Source organism: Candidatus Zixiibacteriota bacterium (genome assembly GCA_035380245.1).
In the GTDB taxonomy this organism is placed as follows: domain Bacteria; phylum Zixibacteria; class MSB-5A5; order GN15; family FEB-12; genus DAOSXA01.
Map to the genome: position 1 here is coordinate 1 of DAOSXA010000007.1, position 25,499 is coordinate 25,499.

Annotated in this window: 21 protein-coding genes; 17 read left to right on the plus strand and 4 right to left on the minus strand. The window is 49.9% G+C overall.

Going from position 1 to position 25,499, the window contains the following annotated elements; translation table 11 throughout:
- The first annotated feature begins 252 nt into the window (after window positions 1-252).
- On the plus strand, window positions 253-1,620 hold the full coding sequence (locus tag PLF13_14185) for a site-specific integrase (protein HOP08422.1): 1,368 nt from the start codon (window positions 253-255) through the stop codon (window positions 1,618-1,620).
- Here the strand turns inward: PLF13_14185 and PLF13_14190 are convergent.
- Complete coding sequence (locus PLF13_14190) at window positions 1,617-2,357, minus strand: hypothetical protein (protein HOP08423.1); 741 nt, start codon at window positions 2,355-2,357, stop codon at window positions 1,617-1,619. The two genes, PLF13_14185 and PLF13_14190, sit on opposite strands and share 4 nt — an antisense overlap.
- A gap of 275 nt (window positions 2,358-2,632) precedes the next feature.
- Here PLF13_14190 and PLF13_14195 point away from each other — a divergent pair, with 275 nt between their 5' ends.
- The 9 genes from PLF13_14195 (at window position 2,633) to PLF13_14235 (ending at window position 14,745) form a co-directional block, all read left to right on the plus strand.
- Window positions 2,633-2,959, plus strand: coding sequence for a hypothetical protein (locus PLF13_14195; GenBank protein ID HOP08424.1), 327 nt, complete (start codon window positions 2,633-2,635; stop codon window positions 2,957-2,959).
- Complete coding sequence (locus PLF13_14200) at window positions 2,956-3,162, plus strand: hypothetical protein (GenBank protein HOP08425.1); 207 nt, start codon at window positions 2,956-2,958, stop codon at window positions 3,160-3,162. The genes PLF13_14195 and PLF13_14200 overlap by 4 nt, the downstream gene beginning before the upstream one ends.
- Window positions 3,155-4,183, plus strand: a complete 1,029-nt coding sequence (locus PLF13_14205; protein ID HOP08426.1) for a BT4734/BF3469 family protein — start codon at window positions 3,155-3,157, stop codon at window positions 4,181-4,183. Before PLF13_14200 ends, PLF13_14205 begins: the two co-directional genes overlap by 8 nt.
- Complete coding sequence (locus PLF13_14210; protein ID HOP08427.1) at window positions 4,167-5,963, plus strand: DUF3987 domain-containing protein; 1,797 nt, start codon at window positions 4,167-4,169, stop codon at window positions 5,961-5,963. The genes PLF13_14205 and PLF13_14210 overlap by 17 nt, the downstream gene beginning before the upstream one ends.
- Window positions 5,964-6,122: 159 nt before the next feature.
- Window positions 6,123-7,286: a DNA cytosine methyltransferase gene (locus PLF13_14215; GenBank protein HOP08428.1), complete on the plus strand. Its 1,164-nt coding sequence runs from the start codon at window positions 6,123-6,125 to the stop codon at window positions 7,284-7,286.
- Window positions 7,283-8,359, plus strand: coding sequence for a DNA (cytosine-5-)-methyltransferase (gene dcm / locus PLF13_14220; GenBank protein ID HOP08429.1), 1,077 nt, complete (start codon window positions 7,283-7,285; stop codon window positions 8,357-8,359). Before PLF13_14215 ends, dcm begins: the two co-directional genes overlap by 4 nt.
- 32 nt (window positions 8,360-8,391) lie before the next feature.
- Window positions 8,392-9,996, plus strand: a complete 1,605-nt coding sequence (locus PLF13_14225; protein HOP08430.1) for an AAA family ATPase — start codon at window positions 8,392-8,394, stop codon at window positions 9,994-9,996.
- A 25-nt stretch (window positions 9,997-10,021) separates the two neighbouring features.
- Window positions 10,022-11,779: a hypothetical protein gene (locus tag PLF13_14230; GenBank protein ID HOP08431.1), complete on the plus strand. Its 1,758-nt coding sequence runs from the start codon at window positions 10,022-10,024 to the stop codon at window positions 11,777-11,779.
- A gap of 77 nt (window positions 11,780-11,856) precedes the next feature.
- Window positions 11,857-14,745: a hypothetical protein gene (locus tag PLF13_14235; protein ID HOP08432.1), complete on the plus strand. Its 2,889-nt coding sequence runs from the start codon at window positions 11,857-11,859 to the stop codon at window positions 14,743-14,745.
- A 5-nt stretch (window positions 14,746-14,750) separates the two neighbouring features.
- Here PLF13_14235 and PLF13_14240 read toward each other — a convergent pair whose 3' ends face one another.
- From PLF13_14240 to PLF13_14250, 3 genes are all read right to left on the minus strand, one after another.
- Window positions 14,751-15,614, minus strand: coding sequence for a hypothetical protein (locus PLF13_14240; GenBank protein HOP08433.1), 864 nt, complete (start codon window positions 15,612-15,614; stop codon window positions 14,751-14,753).
- On the minus strand, window positions 15,590-17,137 hold the full coding sequence (locus PLF13_14245; GenBank protein HOP08434.1) for a reverse transcriptase family protein: 1,548 nt from the start codon (window positions 17,135-17,137) through the stop codon (window positions 15,590-15,592). The genes PLF13_14240 and PLF13_14245 overlap by 25 nt, the downstream gene beginning before the upstream one ends.
- A 332-nt stretch (window positions 17,138-17,469) precedes the next feature.
- A complete protein-coding gene (locus PLF13_14250) occupies window positions 17,470-18,609 on the minus strand; it encodes a WYL domain-containing protein (GenBank protein HOP08435.1) in 1,140 nt (379 codons plus the stop codon).
- A 142-nt stretch (window positions 18,610-18,751) separates the two neighbouring features.
- Here PLF13_14250 and PLF13_14255 point away from each other — a divergent pair, with 142 nt between their 5' ends.
- The 7 genes from PLF13_14255 to PLF13_14285 all read left to right on the plus strand — a co-directional run bounded on the left by PLF13_14255 (window position 18,752) and on the right by PLF13_14285 (window position 24,424).
- The gene (locus PLF13_14255; GenBank protein ID HOP08436.1) at window positions 18,752-19,252 is read left to right on the plus strand and encodes a hypothetical protein; all 501 of its coding nucleotides are present in this window, start codon (window positions 18,752-18,754) and stop codon (window positions 19,250-19,252) included.
- 23 nt (window positions 19,253-19,275) lie between these two features.
- Complete coding sequence (locus PLF13_14260; protein ID HOP08437.1) at window positions 19,276-21,339, plus strand: tetratricopeptide repeat protein; 2,064 nt, start codon at window positions 19,276-19,278, stop codon at window positions 21,337-21,339.
- Window positions 21,340-21,364: 25 nt separating this feature from the next.
- Complete coding sequence (locus PLF13_14265) at window positions 21,365-21,985, plus strand: hypothetical protein (GenBank protein HOP08438.1); 621 nt, start codon at window positions 21,365-21,367, stop codon at window positions 21,983-21,985.
- Window positions 21,986-22,062: 77 nt separating this feature from the next.
- Window positions 22,063-22,263, plus strand: a complete 201-nt coding sequence (locus PLF13_14270; GenBank protein ID HOP08439.1) for a hypothetical protein — start codon at window positions 22,063-22,065, stop codon at window positions 22,261-22,263.
- A gap of 7 nt (window positions 22,264-22,270) precedes the next feature.
- Complete coding sequence (locus PLF13_14275; GenBank protein HOP08440.1) at window positions 22,271-23,431, plus strand: hypothetical protein; 1,161 nt, start codon at window positions 22,271-22,273, stop codon at window positions 23,429-23,431.
- A gap of 11 nt (window positions 23,432-23,442) precedes the next feature.
- On the plus strand, window positions 23,443-23,811 hold the full coding sequence (locus PLF13_14280; GenBank protein HOP08441.1) for a hypothetical protein: 369 nt from the start codon (window positions 23,443-23,445) through the stop codon (window positions 23,809-23,811).
- A 46-nt stretch (window positions 23,812-23,857) separates the two neighbouring features.
- Complete coding sequence (locus PLF13_14285; protein ID HOP08442.1) at window positions 23,858-24,424, plus strand: hypothetical protein; 567 nt, start codon at window positions 23,858-23,860, stop codon at window positions 24,422-24,424.
- Window positions 24,425-25,499 lie beyond the last annotated feature (1,075 nt).

Sequence of the window (25,499 nt, forward strand, 5' to 3'; positions counted from 1 at the left end):
GGGACTGTATACCCCCGTAACGTCATGGAAAGAACAACGGAAATTTCTGCCTTGGGAAGTAAGAAATGAAAACACGGGAAAACGAAAGAGAACGAATAAGAAGATAACCACTTGTATATCAATACAATATAGGCTATTCGGCGAGAGGGTCAAAACTCATCATTTTTCTTTAGTGCTCAATTATGGGGACAAAAATTCTTGATTTTGTCCCCCGTATTTTGTAACTTTGAGGTGTTAACAAAATATGGAATTATGGCATCTATAACACTCACCCTCTCCACCATCAAGAACAAGGACACCGGCAAATGCGAGATCCTTCTCCGGTACCGAAACACCAGGAAGGTTGCCCAGCGCGCGCATACGCACACGTACATTCTTCCAAAGTACTTTGCCGATGGTAAGATCGTCATCAACGTCCGTAAGGAAACGGATGAAGTCATTGAAGCCCGCGCTGCAAAGACTCAAATTGACCGCATCATTGCACGAATCGGCGAGAAGGCCGCCAAGACTGACATTGACGACTTCGGCCCTACCTGGGCGCAAGACGTCATCGACAGGCTCCTCTTCCCCGAGAACTACAAGAAGTCAGACGGCGAACACGTCTGCTTCAACGACAAGACTGCGGACTTCCTCAAGTACAAGAAACTCTCCGCCGAGCGCGTACACACTTACCAGGCGATATTCCGCATCATAGAAAGGTACCAGCTCTACACCGGGAAAGTCATCGTCTTTGACAAGGCTAATTCCGACACCCTTGTAAGTATAGACAACTTCTTTCGCACTGAGCATACGCTATTTGAGCCCGTTAAAATGAAGTATCGCATGGGGCTGAAACCGGTGAAGAAATACAAATACGCCTGGGAGCATACCAAGCACGAACGCGCTCCCCGCGAACGCAGCGACAACGCCATTGTCAGCTATATGAGCGCGGTCCGCGCTTACTGGCGCTGGTGCATCGATATGGGCTACACCAAGAATGACCCCTTCCGCAAATACTCCGTCGGCTCCCAGAAGTATGGTACCCCCTACTACCTCACTACCGAGGAACGCGACCTCCTGTACAAGACGGATATGGGCGAGGACAAAGACCTCCGTGCCGCCCGCGACATCTTCGTCTTCCAGTGCTACATCGGCTGCCGTATCAGCGACCTTCTCTCCTTCACCGAGAACAACATCGTCACCTCCGACAACGGCATCTCCGTTCAGTACGTGCCCTCCAAGACCAAAGAGGAGCGCCCGCGTGTAGTCAAGGTCTACCTGGCTCCCACTGCCATCGAGATTCTGGAACGCTACAAAGGCAAGAAGAGCGGCCCCATTTTCCCCTTCTACGCCACCGGCAAGCTCAACAGCCTCATCCGGGAGTCCCTGAAGAAAGCCGGCATCACCCGGGTCGTGACCATCGTCAACCCCAGGACCAAGCAGTCTGAGCAGCACCCCATCTGCGACATCGCCAGCTCCCACATGGCCCGCCGTACATTCATCGGCAACCTCTATAAGAAGGTGAAAGACCCGAACCTCGTCGGCAAGCTCTCCGGCCACTGCGAAGGCTCCAAGGCATTCGCCCGCTACCGCGACATAGACGATGACATGATCCGCGAGATGACCAACCTGCTGGATTAAATGTGTATCTTTGCATAGTCATGACGAAAACCGAAGCAGAACACATAGTTGACGCCATCAACCAGCTCTCGTCCACCGCAGAAAGGATTCTCGACGCTGATGACATTCAGCCCGAGAAGGCCTTCTCCGGCGTCAGGCACTATCTGGGAAACTACTACGGTGCCCCGGAGACCAGTCCCGTCGTCCTCGACCGCAAGACAGTAGAATACTGCAGGAAGCACATCAAGACTGCCCGGGACGGATACTACACTGCCACGGAATTCTTCGACATAGATCTTGACCCCATTTAGGAACTTGCAGAATACCTCGACGCCCAGGGCCACGATGACGAGGCTGAACTCGTTTGGACCGTCGTAGACTTCGTGAACGAAATAAGGCAGTGGACAGACCGCCAGTCCGATCCCGTTCAGGAGCAGCCATACACCCGTCACCAGCGCCAGCAGCAAAATGGTACTGATTCTATGTCGGAAGAAGCATTCCTGGCACTGTTCGCCACGGCCACCAAACCCCACAAGGCCCGTCTCCTCCTGGACCATATACTGGAGGTGTCCGGCGAGAAGAATGTCCATACCTACTACGGCGCCCTCGCCTCCAAGAGCAAGCTCTGGTTCAAGGTCAAAGAGCGGGATTTCGCCAGCCTCCTCCGCAACTTTCTCTCCGTAGCAGGCCTCGAACCGGCCCTTGCCGCCAATGTCAGGGAGACAAAGCTCAGTGCAAAAGCCCTCAAACGTGCTCAAGACAAACTCGATGAAATAGGCCGTACCAGGGCACGCAAATAGAATTACACATCATTACACATTCCTCTTTGTAACCGTCTGAAAACCAGGCGGTTTTATTTGTGTTATTCCCCTCTTACATCTGTGTAAAACATTGGTTTTCAACCCATTTAATCATTTTATTTTTGTATCGGTAAACCCTGGGAATCAGACATAGATAACAACCGTTTCCCGCCGGGCCCCACCTCCGCAGTTTGTTGTTTCGATGGGAGGTGCAACTATTAAAACAAGGTAAAATGGAAACGCTTGATTTAATAGCTCTGGCAAAACAATGCCCGGATGTGACGATTTCCGTAAAAGCGTCAGACCTCATCAGTTGGGGCAGGTCTCTTAAAGAAGAACTGCTCCAGGACCTCCGTGACAACAACCTGGTGAAGACCAAAAAGGAGGTCGAAGATTTCATCACCCGCGAGGAAGCGATGGAGAAGCTGAAAGTATCCTCCGCCACCCTGTGGCGCTGGAAAAAGAGCGACTACCTGGTCCCCGTCAAACTTGGTGCGCTGGACCGGTACCGCGTCGTGGACATCAACCGGATTCTTTCCCAGAAAGGAGGTGCCCTATGAGCCAGCCCAAGCACATCAGCGAGGTCCTGCACCAGCTTATCCTGAACAATCCGGATGATCCCTATGCACAGATCCTCCGCCACTGCCCGTTCATGCAAATTGAAATGCTGAAGGAAGGCTACATGACCCTCGACGAACTCACGCCCGAGGAAAAGGAACGTCTGTCACACTACATCGACCTGGAGGACCTGCACTATGACTAAAGAATGGCTTCTCAGCAAGACAAGCGGTGGTACCGACATCATCCAGCACCTCATCCGCAAAGAGTTCCCGGACCACATCATGCACGTCAAGGGCAAGGATTGCGGCGAATGCCCAGATCCCGTCTGGGCCGACGGCAGCATCATTGAAGTCACCCTGGACCGCATCCCCGTGGAAGGCACCAAGATGGCCGACTACATTGCCCGCTATCACTATCCCGACGGCCAGATGCTTGACGGTGACGCCCTGGCTCTCGCTACAGCTTACTATCATGAGCGTGGCGAGGATCTCACGCAGGAAGAACTGATCGCCCGCCTGGCGGAAGAACTCTACATCCCGGAGCCTCGCAAGCCCTTCTTCGAAAAGCAGGAAAAGCCGCAGGCCGAACCGGAACCGGCTAAGCCTGCTCTCCCGCCCTGCCCCCGGATGAGCTTCTTCCGGCGTCCCATCCGCAACACCAGGCCCTGCCGCGATGCTTCCCCGCAGGACATCTTCAAGTACGTCACATCGGACTACGCGAAGGCCCACACCGAGCATCTCCGCACCCTGAAGGACAGCAAGGAGCGCAGCCGCTACAAGGCCGAGAACTTCGACTACGTGACCCCCGGCGGCCTCTTCCGCTCCCGCAAGGAATCCGACCTCATCCAGGCCAGCGGCTATATGGTCATCGACTTCGACCATATCCCCGACCCCGACGGGCTGGTCCTCCTGCTGGCCAACGAAGAGAACTTCGAGACCGTGCTGGCTTTCCGCAGTCCTTCCGGTGACGGTGTCAAATGGTTTGTGAATCTGCCGGTTGGGCAGACCAAGCCCGACGGAACGCCCTTCACCTACTGCGACTTCTTCACCATCCTCTCCAACTACGTCCGCCACGCCTACGGCTACGAAGCAGACCCCTCCGGCAAAGACATCTGCCGGGCCTGCTTCCTCCCCTACGACCCGGACGCATTCCTGAATCCATTTTTCATCGACGACGATTTTGACTATGACATCTCCAGATTTCTTAATGGATCTGCTGAATGAGGGCGACAAGCCCTCCCAGCAGCCGCAGCAGCCTGCACGCACCGCAGGCTCGCCTGCTCCGGTCACGGACACCGCAACCAGGGTCGAGGCCCTCATTGCGGCGCTCCGTGCTGCCGGAGTTGACATCACCGCCGACTACAACGACTGGCTGAAGGTAGGCTTCGCGCTGGCCGGTGAGTTCGGCGAAGGAGGCCGTGGATACTTCCACGACATCTCCTCTCTCTACCCCGGGTACGACCAGGCCGAAAGTGACACCAAGTACACCGAGTGCTTGAAATCCGACTCCGGAAGGACAGATATAAGTACCCTATTCTATCTCGCGAAGAATCAAGGTGTTACCCTCGAACGACCCGCGAACGCGGCGGGAACGATGCAAGTGGCACCACGTACAAAAGGTCAAAGTGACAATAATGTCCCTTTGTCCCTTTCCGAAGATGACCCCGAGGAAATGCCGATACTTCCGCTCTTCCCCGCTTCCATCTACCCTGCCCTCCCCGGACTGCTGAAAGACGTTACGGATCTGATGCACACGGACCAGGAAAAGAGCCTCGTTCTCATCGTCAGCATCGTTACCCTCAGCTCGGCGATGGTACCCGTTATGACCATCTATTTCGGCAAGACCATCTACCCGAACATGTATCTCTTCGTACCGGGGCCGGCGGGTGCGGGCAAAGGAAAACTCGACTTCTGCTTCCGGCTGGTCAAGCCTATTCACAAGGAGAAACTGGACCGCTGGAACACCGCCAAGGACGAGTACAAAAAGGAATACGCCCGTTACAAGCGGCAGAAGAAAGGAGAGAACATCGACCCGCCCGAGAAGCCTCCCATCCAGCTGCTGCGCGTCCCTGCGAACTCCAGCTCAACCTCGTTCCAGCAGGCAATGGCCGAGAACGGCAATCTGCTGATGTTCGAGACCGAGGGCGACACCGTGGTCAACGCATTCTCAAGCGATTACGGCGACTACAGCGATGCATTCCGCAAGGCTTTCGCACACGAGAGTTTCGGTTACCTGCGCCGCGGGGACGACGGAGAAGAGCGCGAGATAGACAACCCCAGGCTGGCCACCGTTCTGTCAGGCACGCCGGAGCAAGTGAAATCGCTGATACGAGATTCTGAAAACGGACTGCTGTCCCGCTTCATGTTCTTCTGCATCAACGCCACGCCCGAATGGCTCGACGGATTCGACTCCTACGGCAGCGACGAACCCCTGGAGGAAACCTTCGACGCCCTCGGAGCCAGATTCACGGCCTTCACCAAATTGCTCGAGGAGAAACCAAAGGTCATCTTCCGGCTCTCGCTCCCGCAGACGGGCAAGTTCAACGAATTCTTCACCGCCGAGAAGGACCGGATGCAGGAACTCAACGGCGACCGCTACTCCGCCAGCACGCACCGCCTTGCCTGGTGTTTCCTCCGCATCGCGATGGTGCTGACGACCCTGCGGCTGATGGATTCCGGTACGATCAAGGAAAGCGTGGAGTGTTCCGATGCCGACTTCGATTTGACGATGGAGATCATCCGGGTCATATCCGAGCACAACGACTACATCTTCAACGTTCTGGACCGGGAGCGACCGGAGGGCATTGCCGTGGCCGATTCCTACTCCTCGGCGACACGCAAGACCATCCTGGCGGCGCTGCCCGGCTACTTCAAGACCGACGATATGAAGACGGTGGCGAAGCAGGTCGGGAAAAGTCTGCGTACTGTACGGCGGCAGGTGGCGAGAGCGATCCAGGCCGGCGAGATACAGCAGGTGAAGCACGGAGAATACAAAAAGTTATAGCTGGAAGGCGCCCCGGGCCACGGTTCGGGGCAGGCCTTTCGGCTTGATTTATCGGCAGTTACGATTCAACTAAGTACATATAATTTTATAATCGGGATAAAATGCGTATATTTGTTAGTTTATTAGGATTTTTATCCCCCAGAAAGCAGGCACATATATATGAGCAATAAAAAAGGTAGCGTTTCAAAACCTACATTCATAGACCTTTTTGCCGGAAGCGGCGGTTTGAGTCTTGGTTTGGAGCAAGCTGGTTTTCAATCCATTTTCTTCAATGAGATTATGCCAGTATATGCTTCGACTTATATGGCCAACCGAAAAGTCAAGAAGGGACATTACTACGTGGGAGACATCAACAAGCTCAATGAGGAGCTTGACAAATACAAGCATATTTGGGAAAACATCGACGGCGGTGTGGATTTGGTTTGCGGTGGACCGCCCTGCCAGGGCTTTTCAAGCGCCAATCGCCAACGTGTCATCGACGACCCCAGAAATGGCCTGTATAAAGCTTATCTGAAGTTCTTGAGTGCTGTCCGTCCCAAAGTCTTCATCATGGAGAATGTCAAGGGAATGGCCCAGCGCATCGATGAAATCAAGGACAATTTCAAGGAGTATCTCGGCGAGGATTACAGGTTCGAAGCGAGGATTCTTAAGGCCCAGGACTTTGGCGTTCCGCAGAATCGTGAGCGTCTCATCTTCATTGGGAACAGGCTTGGTGTCAATCCTGCGGATATTTTCACGGCAATTAACGCATACCGGAGGCAGCCGTTCACACTTGGTGATGCACTGAGAGGCCTCCCCCATCTTGAAGCCCGGAAGGTGAAGAATGCCTCCGATGTCGAGGAGATTGCAACCGGTCTTACGGAAATGCAGTTCACGTATGAAAGGAATGACTTCTACAGGTTTATAAACGGAGACCGTGAGATCACGAAGCTGTATAATCACAAGAACCGCTACAACAACGAGCGGGATATTGAGATATACCGCCGACTTCCTCAAGGGGCAAATTCCCTTCATGAATCAATCCAGGATATTATGCCCTACAAGCGTAGGCTGGGCATCTTCAAGGATAAATACTTCAAGCTGGACGAGACTCAGATCTGCAAAACCATCACCTCGCACATGAAGTATGACTGCAACATGTACATACATCCGTGGGAGGCACGTGGACTGAGTCCGAGAGAGGCGGCACGTGTACAAACATTCCCTGATGATTACGTGTTCCTTGGCGCCCAGAACGGGTGGTATGCCCAGATTGGGAATGCTGTCCCCGTCAAACTTGCCGAAGCAATCGGGAAAGGAATCTTAGACACGGTAAAGCTATGAACCATCTCGAATTGTTCTCCGGTATTGGCGGATTCCGACGCGCCCTCGATCTATTGACCCAAGACGGGTTTATGGATTTTGAGAGCATCGGCTATTCCGAGATAGACCGCAGAGCGCTGGATACTTACCGTGCGATATACAACATTGCGCCAAACGAGATTGCACTCGGTGACATTGTTCAGTTCACTGCAGACGAGCAGAATATTGCCAATCTCCCCGATTTCCAGATGCTCACCGCTGGTTTCCCTTGCCAGCCATTCAGTATGATGGGCGACCAGCAGGGCTTTGGCGAAGACCGTGGACAGATGTTCTTCAGAATCAAGGATATTCTGAATGTCAAACGGCCGCCTTTCGTGCTTCTCGAGAACGTAAAGAATCTGTACACTCACGACAAAGGTCGGACATACCGCCGTATCTATCGCGAATTGACTGCACTCGGCTATCATGTGGTCACGAACATATTCAATACTGCCGACTTCCACCTCCCACAGAAAAGGAATCGCGTACTGATTTTCGCCTCACAGGAGAGACTCCCTGCTCATTATCAAGACCGCTTCACACCGGAGCAGGTTAGCGAGCATTTTAACCAGATTCTCGAGCAAACGTCCGTTTTGCGCTATGATCGTGCCGTTGACCTTCTTGCCGAGCACGTTGATCAAAAGTACTTCCTCTCCGAAAGGATCAAGCCGACAATCTTATCGAACGGAACGGCAAACTTCCGGTCAAGATCTGATATTAACCAGGTAACCGCAAGGCCTCTGACTGCTTCCATGCACAAAATGCACAGAGCATGTCAAGACAACTACTATAGCCAGGACTATATTGAAAGTCGTGGCGCTGTTAATCCGGTCGAGCATATGACAAAGGAGCAGCTTGCTCAGATTCCTATCCGCAAGCTCACTCCACAGGAAGCATTTGCCCTTCAAGGATTCCCACAAGAATTCGCAACCATTGCTCACGATGCCGGCGTACCAGATGGCGCTTTGTACAAGCAAGCCGGTAACGCCGTCAGCGTCAACACAATATATGCAGTCGTGCAGTATTTGATAGACACCCACGTATTACACGAATAAAACTTACAGCCATGTCAGAGATATCAAAATTGATGAACAAGACCAACACCAGCTACAGGGAGCTGGGGTCTGGAGATGCCAAGAACACAGATCTGTTCTTCGATAGAGAGCACCGGGAGTTCTTTGGTGACGCCGAATCTATCACCGTGCGTCTGGACAAGAAGAATATTACTCAAGCCTTCCTCTTCATTGCGTCAATGCTGCCGAAGAAATTCGACAGCAGCTCTGTTCATGAAAACAGATATTATTCTGATGAGTTTGTGGACACCGGACTACGTCGCGTTAAAGCAGTTTTCGGTGATAATCCATATAGGGATTTCACCTGGTCGGTGAGAAAAGACGTCCCCATGAAGAATGGTCAAATCGATGAACGTCTATATCTTAATGACCTTCTTACCGAACACGAGTATACCGATAAAGACGGTCACATCGTGAGATTCAAGTTCACCATCCGTGATTATCTTCTCGGTGGCTACTCCACTATAAAGCTTGTCAAAGAAGATGGTTCCGAAATCATCAAACTGACTATAATCAATAGCAATACGCCAAGATTCGTTGACGAAGCACCCTCTTCGCAACCCGTTTCTGCAGGTTCGACAGGAGATAAAACAATCCAAACCATCTATTATGGTTGCCCTGGAACCGGCAAATCACATCAAGTTAAGGATCTGACCGAGGGACTGGATGATAAGAAGATTATCAAGTTCGACGACGGGCGAATCAATGTATTCCGCACGACATTCCATCCGGATTATGACTATTCCACATTTGTGGGGTGCTACAAGCCGGTAAAGGAGAATGATAAGTTGGACTACCGTTTTGTTCCACAGGTGTTTACCAACGCCTACGTGACTGCGAAGAAACATCCCGAAACGCCCATCTACCTCATCATCGAAGAAATCAACCGTGGCAACTGCGCCCAGATTTTCGGTGACTTGTTCCAGCTCCTGGACCGGGAAAATGGCGAGTCGAAGTTCCCCATCGACGCAGAGGAGGAACTGATGAAGTACCTGCGTGACGAAGCCGAGCTGGACGAGTACACCAAGATTAAGTTACCGGCCAATTTCAACATCTACGCGACGATGAACACCTCTGACCAGAGCCTCTTCCCGATGGACTCTGCTTTCAAGCGCCGTTGGGAGATGAAATACATCAAGATCGACTATACCAACATGGAGGCAAATTACACCTTCAATGTTGGCGGCAAAGACTATCACTGGCTTGAATACCTCCCCTGCTTCAACGACAAGATCACCCTTGCTACCGATAGCGAAGACAAGCAAATGGGCGAATTCTTCATCCGTTCGGACATGAACGCCACGGAGTTCAAGAACAAAGTGATGTTCTATCTCTGGAACGACGTCTGCAAGGACCTGTATGCTGGGAAGAATAGCCCCCAGACCTTCTTCTTCCGAGACATTTACGGTGCTCCGTTCAAATTCGCCGAACTCTTCAATGAACCGGCAAAAGACGCTACAGAGGAAGACAAGAAAGACCCGCGCAAGAACGGCGACGTCCTTCTTGAAGGCTTCCTCTACTTCGTTAAGAATGGTAAGAAGAAGGCTCCCAAGACGGAAACTCCCGCCGCTCCTGAGACCGAGGAGAATGAGGGCGAAGGCGAGCAAACTGCCGAATAGCGTTTTCGTTTGATGTCCGTCGACCATGCGCATCTTTTTTGAAGATTACCCGTACTCTCCCGATCTTCTTGAAGAATACTTCAAGGGGATGCGGGAGGCGTGCGACGACAAATTCAAGACGCGCTTCGTCGGCTACATCTACAACAAAGACAAATACGACGGGCCGATATTCATCTTACCGAAGGCCCTGCTGCTGAAAAGGAGCGGCAAACTGACATTCCTTGGCATTAAGAATGCCGTTCCGGAAAAGATCATCGACCTGGAATCCCCGGAGAACCCTCTTTACGGTTCGGACATCATCGGCGAAATCTCCGGCTTTTCCATCTGGGTGCATCAAGTCATCCAGCGCTTCTACGACGAGAATAAGCGGTCCTCCATTATCAAGGAGGCAGACCTTAAGCGCAGTAGCGCCAGCGCCAGCTCCGGCAAGAAAGACCTGCTAAGCGCCGCCATGCAGCTCGTGGACTTCTTCAAAGAGCACGATACTATCTTTACCACCATCACGAAGGAGAACCATAGCGGAAACAACAACACCTCCTGGCAGCGCACCATTTCCCGCACCCAGCCCTACATCGACCAGCAGACGCAGGAGCCGATGTACGTTCAGACCATCAACAAGAAAAAGGAACTCGACACAAACGAGAAACTCATCATCCTCTTCTATTCGGTCCTGAATTACCTGAAACGGGAATACCACCTCAAAATCGACCTGGGCGACCTTGTCTACCCCATCCTGCCTGCAGCGAAAGTGGGCGTCATGGTCAGCAGCGGCATCACCCCGAAGGAAATCAAAGGCAACAAGAGCAGTTACTTCCGGGAGGATCTACGCGAACTCTGGAAACTCCTCGACGCCTTCTTCAGATACAACCGCAGCAACGACGAGCAGCGCAAGGACCTCCTTGTCGTGGGCAACTTCCACATCGTCTTTGAGGCTATGATTGACAAGCTCCTCAGCGACAACGACATCCCCCACGACCTCAAATACCAGAACGACGCCAAGATTGTCGACCACATCTACCTGGACCGCTCCCTCACCGGCAGCGACTCCAATATCTACTTCATCGGCGACAGCAAGTATTACAAAGACGCCAACGACATCACCGGTGTCCCGCTCTATAAGCAGTTCACCTACGCACGCAACGCCATCCAGTACAACGTCGAGCAGCTCTACCTCAAGAAAGCCGTCGGAGAAGAAAGGCTCAAAGCCCTGCGATACAGGGATTCCATTCCGCTTGACATGAAGTTCACCGGCGAAGAACTGCAGCGCTTCCGCGACTCCCTCACCGAGGGCTACAACGTCACACCCAACTTCTTCATCCGCAACGGCGTTCCCGACGGCAGCATCAACTATGCCGACCCGCAGCTCAAGGCAAACGATAAACTCAAGGAAGACATCCAGAAACAGTTCGAAGACCGGCTCTTCGACCGCGACACCCTCCTGCTCCGGGAATACTACATCAACCTCTTCTTCGTGATGCGTGCCTACGCCACCGACGAAGACTGGTCCGCTGAACTCCACAAGATTATCCGCGACGACCTCGTCGCCAACCTCAATCGCAAATACAACTTCTACCGGATCTATCCCAAGGAGAACCCGGTTCCCTTCGTCTGGATACATTTCCACGAAATCATCGGCAAAGCCTACCGCACCGAACTCTTCGCCGACGACATCATCCTCGCCTTCGAGAACACCCCCGAAGGCGACGCCCACAAAGCCGCCGTCGAACGCAGCATCGCCCCCGACATCATCGGCACGATGCAGAAATTTGACCTGGAACCATAGTGACATTATGAACAGCCCTTTTCGCGAATAATGGATTCGCAGCGGCACTATAATTTTGCGCCAAAACAAAAATAGATATGGCAGTATTTCAGGTTCACCCACACTTTGGCTATCTCAATTCTGATGTCCGTTTGATCAATGGCAGCGATTCTATCCTAATAGTAAAGGATTCTGTCGAGGGTAAAGAATATGAGATTCCGGCATTATCCAATATCTCTGTTAGGCTTAAGGCGGGTGAACACAAATTCACCATAGCTGGCGAAGATAGTGCCGCGGAAACTATTGTAGTTGAGGATGCCATTAAACTTGGCGGTAGCCGCGAAAAGAAAACGTATATCTTCGAAGGCACCCCTTGGGCATTAATGGTGATGCTCGATCGTACTTATTTTTATAACCGCGAGACAAAAGAACAGTATCTTGAACACGGCCTGGCTCCGAAGAATATCCAATTTTTAACCAGCAATTACCTCTTGTTTGTCTCCGACAAAGACAACTCTATTTTCTCTTTGGATAATCTTTCGGTCGAGAAGACTATTGGCGAATCCTCTTTCCTTTACTCTAACGAGCATTATGCTATTTTCTCCTCGCAAGACGGGTTGATTCTTTACTCTATGGATGATGATGTAGAAACAAGACTCACGTCGCTTGGCTGCAACGATTTTGCGATTGATGATACCAAGCAGATTCTCTTCTATCATCTTGAGGATAAGAGAGAGGTACAAATCAAACACCTTGGTGATCCCAATGCCAAGGAAATACTTTACAAACTATCAGATCCGTTCCGTTGTTTCATCGGCAAGCATAGCGTTATATTTGGAAATAGTCCTCAGTCTCTCTCAGTGATTGATCTCCACTCAAAAGAGGCGACAAAACTATACGATGATATAGTACCTGTAACCACTATCAATAGCAAGGTTGTATGGGATAATACTTCCTCCACTTCAATGGAAGATAAGGAGGTGAAGAACGCCTTTACTTCTTATGCCGAGTTAACCATATACGAGCGTCCCGAACGATGGTTCTACGTCGTTAAGACAAAACATGTGCTCAAAAACCGTGGTCTCGTTTCGAATAAAGTCAAGTATTCTCTTCATTCGACAAATGAAGAGGGCTCTTACCTGCAGTCGGATCAGCCTATGACTATTACTGAAGGTAAGTCTTTTGATTGCGTCAAAGACAACGGCGACAAAGGCTTTCTTATCTTCAATAAAAAACATCAAGAGTTCGAGGGTGAACCTATAGTCTCCCCAAGTGGCTATATCTTGATTGCTACCAAGGACAAGAATTCTTCCAAGATTCTTGTAGATCCTCTCTCCCCTTCTTTTAAGCATACCAACACAGGATATGATACGGAGACATTGTTCCGCAAAACAGGCCTAATCAAAGTTGTCTCAATCTCTCAAGTTGGCGAGAAGAAAACTGAAATACAGTTTCATGATATTGAGAATAAACGTGTTTTCGCCAATTCCATTTATGAAGACCTGGACAAAGATGGCTTCTATCGATTGTCCGGAGGCGTAGGAGATTATATCCATTCTCAAGACGGTTACGTCCACGCAATGCCATGCACAAAGGATAGGCTTATAGCAGTTTCGGAACAATGTAATTATGCGATTGTTCGCAGCGAGGAAGGTGTTGTCCTCTATGGGTATGATCCTGTAAAGAAAGAATGGTCCGGCACTCCTTTGGGTAATATGGAAATCGATGAATCATTTTACTCAAAAGCGGTTTTTTGCTCTGATGGCGAAAACATCATCTACCAAAAGAAAGGGAAAGAGTATTTCCTTCGCCAGATTGGTTCTGATGAAGAATCCGAGTTTGAACTCCAAGGGTCTGTAATCAAGAGAAACATAAATGGTTACATTCCATATTTGGACTTCGATACCCACAGAAAGCCAGTATACGTTGACCCCGTGAGTCTTACCAGAATTGAGGATGCCGCCGCAGGTCAATTCACTTATCAAAGTGTAGATGGGAAGATTACGCACGTGGCTCATAATGTGGTCAAGTACTATAGCTACGAGAAAAAGCAATATGTCTCAACCGAGGAATACCAAAGATATGTAGCAAAGTATGACTATGAGATGGAGTCTCCTCTATACATTCCGAAGAAGACAGGTCCTCGTTACGAGGAGGCGAAGAAAAACCGCTCTCTATACTACAATGCGAACAAGAGCTGGCTGGACGAAAAGCTCAAACCCAAATCTCGATTCTTCTTCGGCGTAAGTGATTCCTTCGCATTAAAGGCTTTTCTTGAAGATGGCTCCGCGTGTGATAGCTACATCTTCAGAAAAGAGTATTACGTTCGCGAGAACGTAAATGGGGAGGTTGTCGACATCCAGCTGCCTCAAGCACTATATTTCTTGAACTATGTGTCGTATTCGTACGACAATAGATATATCATTGTAGCCGGCAGGTTCCCAATGAATTCTTTCCAGAAGGGACTTGCAATGGTTTATGATGTGAGAGAGCGCAAAATAGTGTATATGTCCACATCTACCATGGCAGTATGGCTTGGCGTTTTTAGCAAGAGAGGAATGGTTGCTTACTACGATAGTACCCCCAGTTCTTTCGTGTCAGATGATGTTGCAAACAAAGAGTCTTACAATGAAATAAAGGGTAGGAGTTTCCTTACCTTTAGTCCATCCGGCAAATACATCGCATTATCACGCCAGGGCTATATCCCATACATTTCCGGACATCCTCATTGGGGACATCAACCTTCACGCGATGTATATGTCGTAAGGAGTGAAGATCCCAACAACGAGTTGGCACACTATTGCGATCATGGAGATCAAATCGAAGGAACTGGTGGTTGGGATAGGACAAACTCATCCGTCGCATCAGCCACCTTCTCAAAGGATGATAAGAAACTAATGACGGTTAGCAAAGATGGGGTCGTGGTGGTACGAAACCTTCACTTTGATGATGTAAAGGAGTCGTCAGAAGAAGAATACCCGTTTTAAGTTTTTTACTTGGTAATACCGGCCAGGTTAAAGATGTCGTCTGATAGAGGATAATTATCGGAGATGCCTTTGATAAACGTGAGCAAGAAGCCAAGAAAACGAAGATAGTTCTTGGTCTTATCAACGACCAATCTATCATAATATTCTTGTTGTGCATCAGTCATGTTTACGCCAGTATGCGACTCATGGTTACGGACGTTATATATGCCCGAAAGGGCATCAAAATCTTCCGTAGGCCAACCAGACACCTTAGCTTGGTAGCACACTGTATATAGCACAATTCGGCATTTATCAATAGCGCCCAAAGAATCTATAGGCTTGCCGCAACTATCGTTAGATATGAATAAGAACTTATCAACTGTATCCTTGGTCAGTTTTTCTTTCGTCCCATCTCTGTTTGTCTTATTCTGAATGAAATCCGCCCTATAATTGGTTTTGGTTTCACGGTTATATCGACTAAGAGGTTTCATTTTGCGGATGGCTTCATATAAGCGCTTGAAGCCTTCCTCTTTTATGATCGTCCCAACGATCAATTCAATCTGAAGGAATAGGTAACGACCGAAGGAATCGAAATCGTTTGCCCTTCTGGCATTCTCCATCTCCACATAAAGATCTACCAGGTCCTCAGCTATCCCCGACAAAGGAACATCTTTGTATAAGTCTTCTGCTTGCTCACGAAGATTCTTCTTGAGACAAAGCTCATAAATCTCATTAATTTGCTTAGTCCACGCCTCTCGCCTATCACCAGTCCGGAGATCATTCAAAACAATACTCTGAATCCCGGCAGCAAATTCTTTGTTGTCGGGATCTTCATATAGCCCTTTTACGAATGCCAGCAGTTTAGTCAGCTGCTTTTTATCTTGTCCCATTCATCAAGTGTATTTAGATCAAAGTCTGAGGCAACCAAAGCTGCCAGTATTTCATCGGTATTCTTTCCGCTTTCGTTCTGCTCCGGAGCAACGTCATCTCCTTGGCTTGTTAACGCAGCGATGTCGTCAATTATAGAGACTTTATCTATGTCGTGAGCAGGCTCCTGCTTTACCTGACGCCTTTTCCGCTCAATTCTCCATAGACAATCTTCTCCCCATTCGTAAATGATTATCAAATACGAATTCTTAAACCTCTCCAGCAGCGAAAGGTCATCTTTTGAAAGAATGTTAGTCACCCTAGTTCTGGCATATCGGCTGAGCGCTACCGGTGTTCGTTTACCATTCAAGGTGAAAGAGCAGTGCAGTAAACCATTATCATCTGGATCGAAAGCCAGTTTCACTCCAATCTTTTTCTCAAAGTCAGAGATCGTATACTTATACTTAATCCAGGCCGTTTCCAGTGATGGTTTTGCTCCACTCAGCTTGTTAAAGCGTCTTTGAAGACGTCTCCAGACCTCATTGTCAGCGCCTTTCACCATCTTAAGATAATGAAGTTTACCTTGAATTACGGCCTGCATATTAGGTTTGTGGTTGTGAAGATTCTGTTTTGGGGTATAATGCGCAAGGAACTTGGCATATGCATCAGCTTCACCATGCTTCTCCCATATATAAAGAAGGTTATCCAACCCCCTAATATACTCTCGGGTTACATTGACGCGATCGCTTACTACCAGTCCTGTTACTTCTTGACGTTCATTCTTCTTCTGCAACCTGGTCTTTTTCTCATTGATGACAAACTGTTGTCCAGTAATAATGGTCTCAAGTTCCTGTTGGAACTCCTCGCCTTTTTGAAAGACATTCCGATTGCTACTGAATGTGATATCATCAGCGTATCTTGAGTAGCGCAAATTATACTTCTTCGAGAGCTTGTACAATTGGCGGTCCAGATTCCTGCAAACTATGTTGGTAAGGATTGGCGAACAAGGAGACCCTTGAGGTAAAACCCAGCACTTCTCCCCTTCAATCTTTACCTCGGTGCAACAAAGTCCTGCTATGGCATCAGCAACGGTGTCGTTAAAACTAAACGGAGGATGTTTAAGCGTGGCCCAAACCCTCGATTTAGTAATACTTGGGAAGAAATCTTTAAGATCGGTGTTGAATACATAATTCATCCCGATATGTCGCTCTGCGTTATCAACGATAGACCTTTCAGGGACGAAACCAGTCACGTACTCAGGGCCTTCATAAAAAGCTTGGAGTAGTCGATTTGTATAGGTCAAGAACGACTTTAGCAAAGTCTTGGGGGCGGAAATCTCTCTGACACCACCAGACTTCTTCGGTATTTGGAAAGTCTTGTAGCTCTTCTTGTTGCGAGCAGGGTGAATGAAGTAGTTTAAGTGCGGCATTATGAAGGGATACCCTCTATCGCCTAATTCAGCCATCTTGATTTTATTCAAGAGGTTAAGGAGATCATGGGTGGTCTCTAATTTAGCTGCTGCCGCAACGATTGCTTCTTTGGTCATAGGAATCTACTCGCATAAAAGGCCGAGACATACCGGAGCTTATTTTCTTTGTCTACGAACTCTTGAGTTCGGAATATAGAATCTTCTATATTCTCTATCTCATCATCACTCATATGTGCTTGCACATTTCTGGAGAGTAATGACGAAAAGCCTTTCGGCGTTACTCTCGTAGTAACGAGTGAACCTTTGGTAAGTATCCGATTTTACGGACATCTGTCAAACGTGACAGACGAAAGTCAAAAGTCTGCTCCGGTATGTCAAAGACCTTAAGTTCTACAAAGATAGTGATTTCCCGTCAAATCACTTAGCAAATGTATAGTGCGCTGGCGAAATCAACATTCGCCGCGAACACTTTTTAATCTTTCCAGAGATGTCGTCAATTCCTGGATCATCCTCTCACGGATTCTTGTTGGCGAGATGAGAATGATGTTCTCTCCATTGCGATAAATGGTGTTGTACAGTTCTCTGTTCGGCTTCACGTTGATGCTATAGAAGGTGTAGCCATCAAAGGCCCCGTATTTATCGTGAAGTTCCTTCTGCTTCTCGGCTGGGAACTTTATCTGGGAGCCATGCAGGGGCTTGGTATCTACATACCCGGAGTAGGAATCCTTAACAGCAAGGACTATCTCCTTCTGCTCTTCCTCCTTGATCCAAGTAATACCCACTATGTCCTCGTATCTTTCTTCAAAGTACTCGTCGCAGTCCACATATTCGACACCGTCAACAGCGGTTACGCCATTCATGCGGTCAAGCGGAAGATTGACATAGAAGTCTTCCCGATAAGGGAATTCCTCAGTGGCCAGTGGGGTGCCAATCAGGTACCAGCGGTCATTGTACTGCTTTAGAAGGTATGGATAAAGACGGATAGTCCTGGGGGCTTCGCCAAAGGGTTCATATTCCACGTCGACAACCTTCTTGTTTGAAATCAAAGCGAACAGTGTGCCCAGATAGTCCTTCCCTTCCAGGTAGTCGTTGGAGCTGAAAGAAATAATTTTCCTGGGCTCAGACATCTCTTTGTCATACTCTCCTCTTCCAAAAGCTCGTTTGTCATTGAGCTTCTCCTGGAGATCGTTCAGCCACTCGAAACTATCCAGGCCGGCGAACTGGCCAAGCGTGTTGAGCACCTCCTGCAGTAAGCGCTTCTCATCGTCAGAAAGTGGCTTGCTGAAGAGGGACTGGGTTTGGTCTGCATATCGATACACCGGCGAGCCATACAGCTTCTCAGAGCTATCTATCTCCATATTGAAAGGAGATTCCTGCAATGCCTGTAGATCCAGCTGGATGACCCGCTTGCCACTTTTGATGTAGCGCTCATAATCGCTCTGGTCGCCACCAATGGTTGGATAACCGGCAAACTCCAGACGCTCGTTCACTTTCTTGAGGAGTTCCTCGCACGTGTATTTATTATAGCGGTCACTCAGCATCTGGTCGAGATACATGTAGCGGATGACGGCGTTTTTGTTGGATGGCATAATGCTCTGATTTTTGGTTTCCGGCTGCAAAGTTAATGCTTTTTGCGAATCCTACATTCGCGAATCCGGACTTACATTCTTATTTCGCGCGAAATTTGGTTTCGCACATGCGACGTACTTTTGCCAGCGAAAACAGAAAGCCATGAAAAAGCACGTCCTCACACTATGCCTCCTGGCGGCATCAATTCTTTCGTTTGCCCAGGAACCGGGTAACAATCTCGGTAAATCATTGTACCAAATTCGTCAGGACTTCCCTGATGCAGTAAACAGCGGTCCTGCTGATGGTGGTGGTGACCTTTGGATCAGCTTCGACGAAGATCAGTACCATAAGTATACTTACTACTTCGTAATAAGGGGAGGCCATGTCGAGACTGAAACGCTTGGCGTATCATCTACCGGTGTTATTCCCCACGCAGAGTATTACTTCTTTATCACCACCGTCAAAAGTTTCTATACAAAGGGCGGCTGGCAATTCTGCGATGTGGATGCAAGCATCCTACGGGCCGCAAGCGTGTTTAATAGCGAGCATCGTCTTGTTTGGGCAGACAAGTTTTCTGCCGAAATAGACTACCGCAACTTCCTGGTTTACTTCCAATACAAACCAGACTCAAAAGTCTCTTACGTATCATATTTCAAACGATAAGACAACTATAAACTTTCACGCACATGAAGAGATTTCTCACCATTCTGTCAGCCCTGCTGCTGACCCTCGCGAGCGGCACTCTGTACGCTCAGAAAACCACCACAGAGAACGACTACAATCTCCGAAAGGCCTACGAGGCCCTCAACGAGGAGAAAGACGTTGACAAGGCGCTTGACCTCGTGTCCAAGCAGCTGAAGGACACTCCGGACAACGTCGATGCGCTGATGCTCCGGATGCGGATCTATCAGAACCGAGAAGAATTCGGCAAAGCCCTGGCCGATGTAAACCGTGCCATTAAGGTGAATAATCCCAAGAAGTCCGGCTTTGAGCAGTCCACCCTCTATTGGTGGCAGAGCTATGCTTACGCCGGCCTTGGTGACGATTCAAAGGCGGCAACCGCTGCCGGCACGGCATATAAACTTGCCCAGAAGGAGAAATCTGAATACCTGCAGGTCATTGCCTTCGACTACGGCCGGGCCCTTTACAACATTGGGGACCTGGACGGTTCTGATGCGGTATTCCGCAAGATGCTGGCTGAAGATGAAACGGATGTCGGAGCGATGTATGGCCTTGCCCGGAATCTCGTGGGGCGCGATCGTTATGATGAGGCTGAGCAGCAGCTCCTTGCGGCCATTCGTGTACGTGACACATATCCGCCCATCTACCGGCTCTTGATTCAAGTTTATGACCACAAGGGCGACTACAATAGTGCCATTGATGCAGCCATCGAGTATGTCGATAAGGATTCAGATCCCAGCTGGCGTCTCCTCATCAATGCCGGCAAGAAGAATCTCAACTATGCCGTTGCCAATATGCGGGCAAAGATGAAAACTTCTGACAAACCTATCTATTGGCGCGCGCTGATTGCGGAACTATATTATTACGCCGGTAAGTATGAACTGGCTCTCAAGGAAAACATCAAGCTGGAAGAAGAAGCCGGCAAAGATGATCGTCTCTATGAAAGAAAGGCCGAATGCTACCGCCACCTGGGAATGCACGAAGCGGCCATTGCGGAACTGGATCAGATTCTTGCTAAGGAGGGCGATTGGAATGCCTACTGTGAGCGCGGCATCTGCTATCGACTTCTGGGCAAATTCGACCAGGCAATCGCAGACTTCACCTCTGCTATCGAGGAAGATCCACGCTATGCCTTCCCCTACTACTCTCGCGGCTGGTGCTATGAACTCACCGGAAGGAACGACCTCGCCCTGGAAGATTACAACCTCGGCATCGACGTAGATCCGGACTATCCCTACATCTTCCTGGAGCGTGGCCTGGTCTTGAAGAAAATGAGACGCTTCGACGAAGCACGGGCCGATTTTGAAACCGCAGTGGCAATGGATACCATAGCCACCGACGGCAGCAGCACCCACTATGCCCTCCACGAACTGGGCAGAGATGAGGAAGCGCTCGCATGGATGCAGAAGATCATCGATGAAGATCCTTCCGATGATGGCAATTGGTACGACTATGCCTGCCTTTATGGCCGAATGAATCGCATCGATGATGCTATGAAGGCCCTTGAGAAAGCCTTCGAACTCGAATACCGTAACTTCGGCCATCTGGAGTACGACTACGATATGGACATCCTCCGTGACCTGCCTCGCTACAAGGAACTCGTAGCCAAATACAAAGCCATCCACGAAGAATTCCTACAAAAGTCCGACATACCAGTCGCCGAAAAGACTGAGGACACCATTTCCGAAATCGCCTTCACGCGCCACGTCGGTGGAACCTTTGAAGTCCCATGTCAAATCAATGGCCTTCCGCTGCAGATGATCTTCGACACCGGCGCATCAGACGTCACCATCTCTTCCGTAGAAGCCAACTTTATGCTGAAGAACCGCTACCTCTCCGATAAAGACATCAAAGGCAAGCGCTACTACCAGGTTGCCACCGGTGAACTGAGCGCCGGTGCAGTCATCACCCTCCGCGAGATTATGATTGGCGACGTCAAGCTCAAAGATGTTGAAGCCTCTGTCGTCAATAATCAGCGAGCTCCTCTCCTCTTCGGTCAAAGCGCGATGGAACGCTTCGGCACCATCACCATTGACAACGAGAACAACAAACTCATCATCAAGCATTAAGGCTATGCTGGGACTCGTAATATGTTTGGCAGTATTCTGTTTTATACTACTGCTCATCCTGGGACGCCAGGACGATAAAAACGCCAAGCTGGCTGCCGAGAACGGCTTGATGAAAGGCCGAATGGAAACGCTGCAAGAACGTGGTGCTATCGCAGGAGACCAATCCGCAACTGCAGATGACCCATTGACAGTTGAGGGCATAGAAGCAGCCGTGCGTCACGCCGGGTATGTCCCGGACACTTCCGACGATTGGGTGCGTTTTATGGTAGTCGGAGAGCGGTTCTTCATCGACACGTCCCGGCTCCCTCAGATATTCATCTCCCGCTATTATAACGTACAAACAAGTGAGTGGGACATGGAACTGCTGAAGAAAGCCGCTCATCTGATGTCCGACGATCTGATTATGGTCAAAGCCATTTTCGACGAGAAACCAGACGGCACCACCCTTCGATTCTTTGTGGCGGCAATGGACCGCAACTACCCCAGCTTCCGCGACAACCTAATGTCATACCTGGGCATTATCAGCGATGGGAACCGACGTATGACAGAGATATACAACAAACTTGAAGAAGAAAAGAAGAACCCGGCTCTTGCAGGAACTCCGTTCACGTCCGCCTACGTGCAAGACCCGAAGCTTCTCTCTTAACGGCACAAAAGGCCCGCCCAATGTGAGGCGTGAAAGGCATCCGGCGGGCCTGCCGTTTTTTAGCTGAATACGAAGCGATGCACAAAGAAGAAAAACAGACTTGGTGGGAAACATTCGGACCAGTTATTGCGGCATTTTTTGCATTAGCTTTCTATGGTGGCCTTTTCCTATGGCTTGACATTCAGGAGAGCGGAGGATTCGCTGCTATGTTCCAAGACCAGGACAAGATGCTTGCAAAGGCCCTAATGGTCCTTGAGAGACTTGCACGATTACTATGAGTCGATTATGAAGCATAAGACAAAAATGATACTTTGGATTCTCGGGATACTGGTGGCATTGATCGCCATAAAGTGTATCTGGATGGCGATCAACATGCATAATATCGGCTCATTTGAGACCGAGAAAGCAGACATACTCCGTCGTCGGAACTACCTAATGGAAAAGGTAATTACTTCGCCGCAGAAACTTATTGATAGAATGCCGGCAGCCGTTGGAGAGCAGTTCCAGGGCGAGTGGGCACTTTATTCCTGTTCGATGCTATCCGCATCCCTTGTGAACATCGCCATTCTGAATCCAGAAACGAGAGAAGAATCGCTGACCGCCATCGATAGTCTCATCAAAATGGTAATGGCTCCAGAGCTGCGCCGATACGACCGCGTCCGCTGGGGAGAAGATCCGATTGAGAGTTTGGACGGTGAGGAGGGGCACGTCTCCTACCTCAGCCACCTTGCCTGGATGATTGCCGGCTACAAACAGATTGGAGGAGATGGCCGATACGATCAGCTATACCATTCACTATGCGCCACGATGAATCGCAGACTCCTCGCCAGTCCCGGACTTAATCTGCAAACTTATCCTGGCGAATATGTTTACGTCCCAGACGTGCTGGTAGCCATAGTCGCCCTGAAGCTCTACTCGCGTCAATACGGCGGCAAATACGATTCAACGATTCAGAAGTGGCTGGACAATATGAAGGAGAATCACCTTTCAGACTCATCAAGGCTGATTGCCTCTATGGTCATGCCTGACTTCGACGGACCAAACTGCGTCACCGTCAAAGGCTCCTACACTGCCCTTAGCTGTTATTATCTGACCTTCGTCGATGAAGACTTTGCCAGGGATCAGTATGAGAAGTTCAAGTCCCTGTTCCTTAAGAAGCGGCCCATTGCCGGATTCAAGGAATACTCCTACAAGTCGCCCGTTCTGGCTATGGACATTGATGCCGGCCCCATCATCACCGGACTCTCCCCTTCCGGGACCGCTTTCGGCATCGGTCCGGTCACCTACTTCGGAGACACCGACATCCGTAAGCAACTCTTGCGCACTGCCGAGATAGCGGGAACAACAGTCACTTGCCGAGGAAAAAACCACTACCTCCTCGCGGACATCGCCCTCGTCGGCGAAGCCATCACCCTCGCAATGCGCACTGCAACCCAATGGAAATAATAAAAATCTATATGATGAACAAAAAGATAATAGCAGAGATAGAATCTCTCGAGCCGAGACTTATTCGCATTTATGAGGCATACTTGGATATAAATCCCGATACCGTCTTTATAGATCCGCTCAAAGTAGAAAGAGCACTCAACCTTAAAGAGCGCGTGGCATTGAGAAAAGAACGGTACCAAGAAAAGGATGGATGGCAGTTTTGTGGCCATGCATATGTACTGAAAAACACTTGCCCGATTTGTGGCCAGCCACTTTATATCTCACACCAGACATCCCCCGGATATACTTGGAGAGAATTGTGTGGACGTGAAGGCTACCTGCTCTATTGTCCGCATTGCAAGAAAGACATCAATTTTTATCTGACAGTAATGAACTGATTTTTGGTTCAGAAAACAGATAGATCCTACTCATAAAGTACGTCATATGAGCACATTTGTCAAACTCTGCGCGGCCAATGCCAAGAAATACTCTCCAATTGACGCGGCAGCATATTTCTTCGCTGAGCCAGGAGCACAAGGTAGTAATGGAGAGATTGTTATTGTCTCTCGTTCAGGAGAGAAATATTCCTGCAATTTCATTTATGGCGACATGCCTTTAGACTGCTATGCGAGTTTATGTCCTCCTCTCAATGACACCAAGTTCAATATCGGAGGCCAAAGGGATCTGCCCCCTAATGGATGGCAGCCCCTATACCTCGGCCTCGGAAATCACCTAATCGTTTCCGATGATTATGCTGATTCTTTCGCAAAAGAGTTAGCCGCACAGAGTATTATGAATCGAGGCCAAGTGTATCAGCATTGGCTATCCATTATGGTGGGCATAATCTTAGGGAAAGATAGCAAGGCCTATCTTGAAACAGAAGATTTTCCAACCGAATGCCACAAAAACTACGACCCCAAGCAGCACGGCAAACGCAATCCGGCTATCGAAAGGAACCTGGACAAGATGTTTGCTGGACCTTTCAGTATTGTTGATCTATTATGTGAATAGATTGTGATTATCACAGTAATATGCCAGAGCCGTCTTGGACGTTGGGTCTTGGGGATTCCTGGAAATCATCGAAACATCTGGCTTTTTAATCATCCTGGAGCTGATAGATGAGTTGGGAGAATGCCTAAGATCGTTCTCAATGTCCACATCTATCAGCTCCTTTCATGTCGATATTGATACAGACCGATAATGATGAAAGCGGTCAAAGCCAGTTCGCTCCGCTAAAGCTGCGCTCGCTCGCTTTGGTTCCGTCCTCCGGGGCACTGTCGCTCCCCTCCGAACTCCACTTGTGGCAGCTCCACTGCGAGACTCTTCCCGCCGCGCCAAGGCGCTCTGGTCAGAGACTCGCGGCCGTTCCGCGCCGCGCTTCGCGCATTAAAAGGAAATAAGGTCAAGAGACTGTGACCGGACAAGCCGGCCACAGACTCTTGCTGGTTTGTCCCCCACCGCCCCCAGGGGCCATAATCGCCCGGGAGCCGCAGTGCCGGCGCGAGCGTCAGTGCCCCGAATCCGCGTACATTAACATAATCCCATCGGGATTGTGTAACTCCTCGCTCGAACGACATCTCCCGCTTCAAGGGCATCAATATTCGAAGGAACGGTGCCCCGCCCGAAGCTCCTGCCAGCTGCGGGTTAGCACAATCCGGATTATGTTAAGTACGCTCCGTCAGTGAGTTGCGAGGGTTGTACCTCCGTCCTCCCGGGCGAGGCGGCGGCAGGAAAGGGCCTGGCTGCAGTGGTCGGGTTGCACCCGGCCCTTTGCCAGCCCCGCGCCGGGCAGAGGAATCGGGGCCCCAATTTCCCCAATTCCTCTACCTCGGCGCCACCACGCATAGCCGTAGTGCTTTTCGACCGGCATCAACCGCTTTCAGTGACCGTGGATTGCGAGCATCCTGCCGCCTTACGCAGCTCCGCTGCTGGGTCGCTCCCTCTCCGGAAGTCAGCTGTCCCGCAAGCGAGCCAGCTCACTTCCTCCGCTCCCGCTCCTCGGTAAGCCTTCGGCTTGGTCATACCCGGCCGCTATTCCTCCACACCTCTGCCGGGGTGAACCCCGCCAGAAGTGTTCCGGGCGTCC

Excerpts from the sequence above, each read along its gene's own strand:
- PLF13_14185 (HOP08422.1), top strand. The coding sequence starts at position 253 with ATGGCATCTATAACACTCACCCTCTCCACCATCAAGAACAAGGACACC.
- PLF13_14195 (HOP08424.1), top strand. The coding sequence starts at position 2,633 with ATGGAAACGCTTGATTTAATAGCTCTGGCAAAACAATGCCCGGATGTG.
- PLF13_14200 (HOP08425.1), top strand. The coding sequence starts at position 2,956 with ATGAGCCAGCCCAAGCACATCAGCGAGGTCCTGCACCAGCTTATCCTG.
- PLF13_14205 (HOP08426.1), top strand. The coding sequence starts at position 3,155 with ATGACTAAAGAATGGCTTCTCAGCAAGACAAGCGGTGGTACCGACATC.
- PLF13_14210 (HOP08427.1), top strand. The coding sequence starts at position 4,167 with ATGGATCTGCTGAATGAGGGCGACAAGCCCTCCCAGCAGCCGCAGCAG.
- PLF13_14215 (HOP08428.1), top strand. The coding sequence starts at position 6,123 with ATGAGCAATAAAAAAGGTAGCGTTTCAAAACCTACATTCATAGACCTT.
- dcm (HOP08429.1), top strand. The coding sequence starts at position 7,283 with ATGAACCATCTCGAATTGTTCTCCGGTATTGGCGGATTCCGACGCGCC.
- PLF13_14225 (HOP08430.1), top strand. The coding sequence starts at position 8,392 with ATGAACAAGACCAACACCAGCTACAGGGAGCTGGGGTCTGGAGATGCC.
- PLF13_14230 (HOP08431.1), top strand. The coding sequence starts at position 10,022 with ATGCGCATCTTTTTTGAAGATTACCCGTACTCTCCCGATCTTCTTGAA.
- PLF13_14235 (HOP08432.1), top strand. The coding sequence starts at position 11,857 with ATGGCAGTATTTCAGGTTCACCCACACTTTGGCTATCTCAATTCTGAT.
- PLF13_14240 (HOP08433.1), bottom strand. The coding sequence starts at position 15,614 with ATGGGACAAGATAAAAAGCAGCTGACTAAACTGCTGGCATTCGTAAAA.
- PLF13_14245 (HOP08434.1), bottom strand. The coding sequence starts at position 17,137 with ATGACCAAAGAAGCAATCGTTGCGGCAGCAGCTAAATTAGAGACCACC.
- PLF13_14250 (HOP08435.1), bottom strand. The coding sequence starts at position 18,609 with ATGCCATCCAACAAAAACGCCGTCATCCGCTACATGTATCTCGACCAG.
- PLF13_14255 (HOP08436.1), top strand. The coding sequence starts at position 18,752 with ATGAAAAAGCACGTCCTCACACTATGCCTCCTGGCGGCATCAATTCTT.
- PLF13_14260 (HOP08437.1), top strand. The coding sequence starts at position 19,276 with ATGAAGAGATTTCTCACCATTCTGTCAGCCCTGCTGCTGACCCTCGCG.
- PLF13_14270 (HOP08439.1), top strand. The coding sequence starts at position 22,063 with ATGCACAAAGAAGAAAAACAGACTTGGTGGGAAACATTCGGACCAGTT.
- PLF13_14275 (HOP08440.1), top strand. The coding sequence starts at position 22,271 with ATGAAGCATAAGACAAAAATGATACTTTGGATTCTCGGGATACTGGTG.
- PLF13_14280 (HOP08441.1), top strand. The coding sequence starts at position 23,443 with ATGATGAACAAAAAGATAATAGCAGAGATAGAATCTCTCGAGCCGAGA.
- PLF13_14285 (HOP08442.1), top strand. The coding sequence starts at position 23,858 with ATGAGCACATTTGTCAAACTCTGCGCGGCCAATGCCAAGAAATACTCT.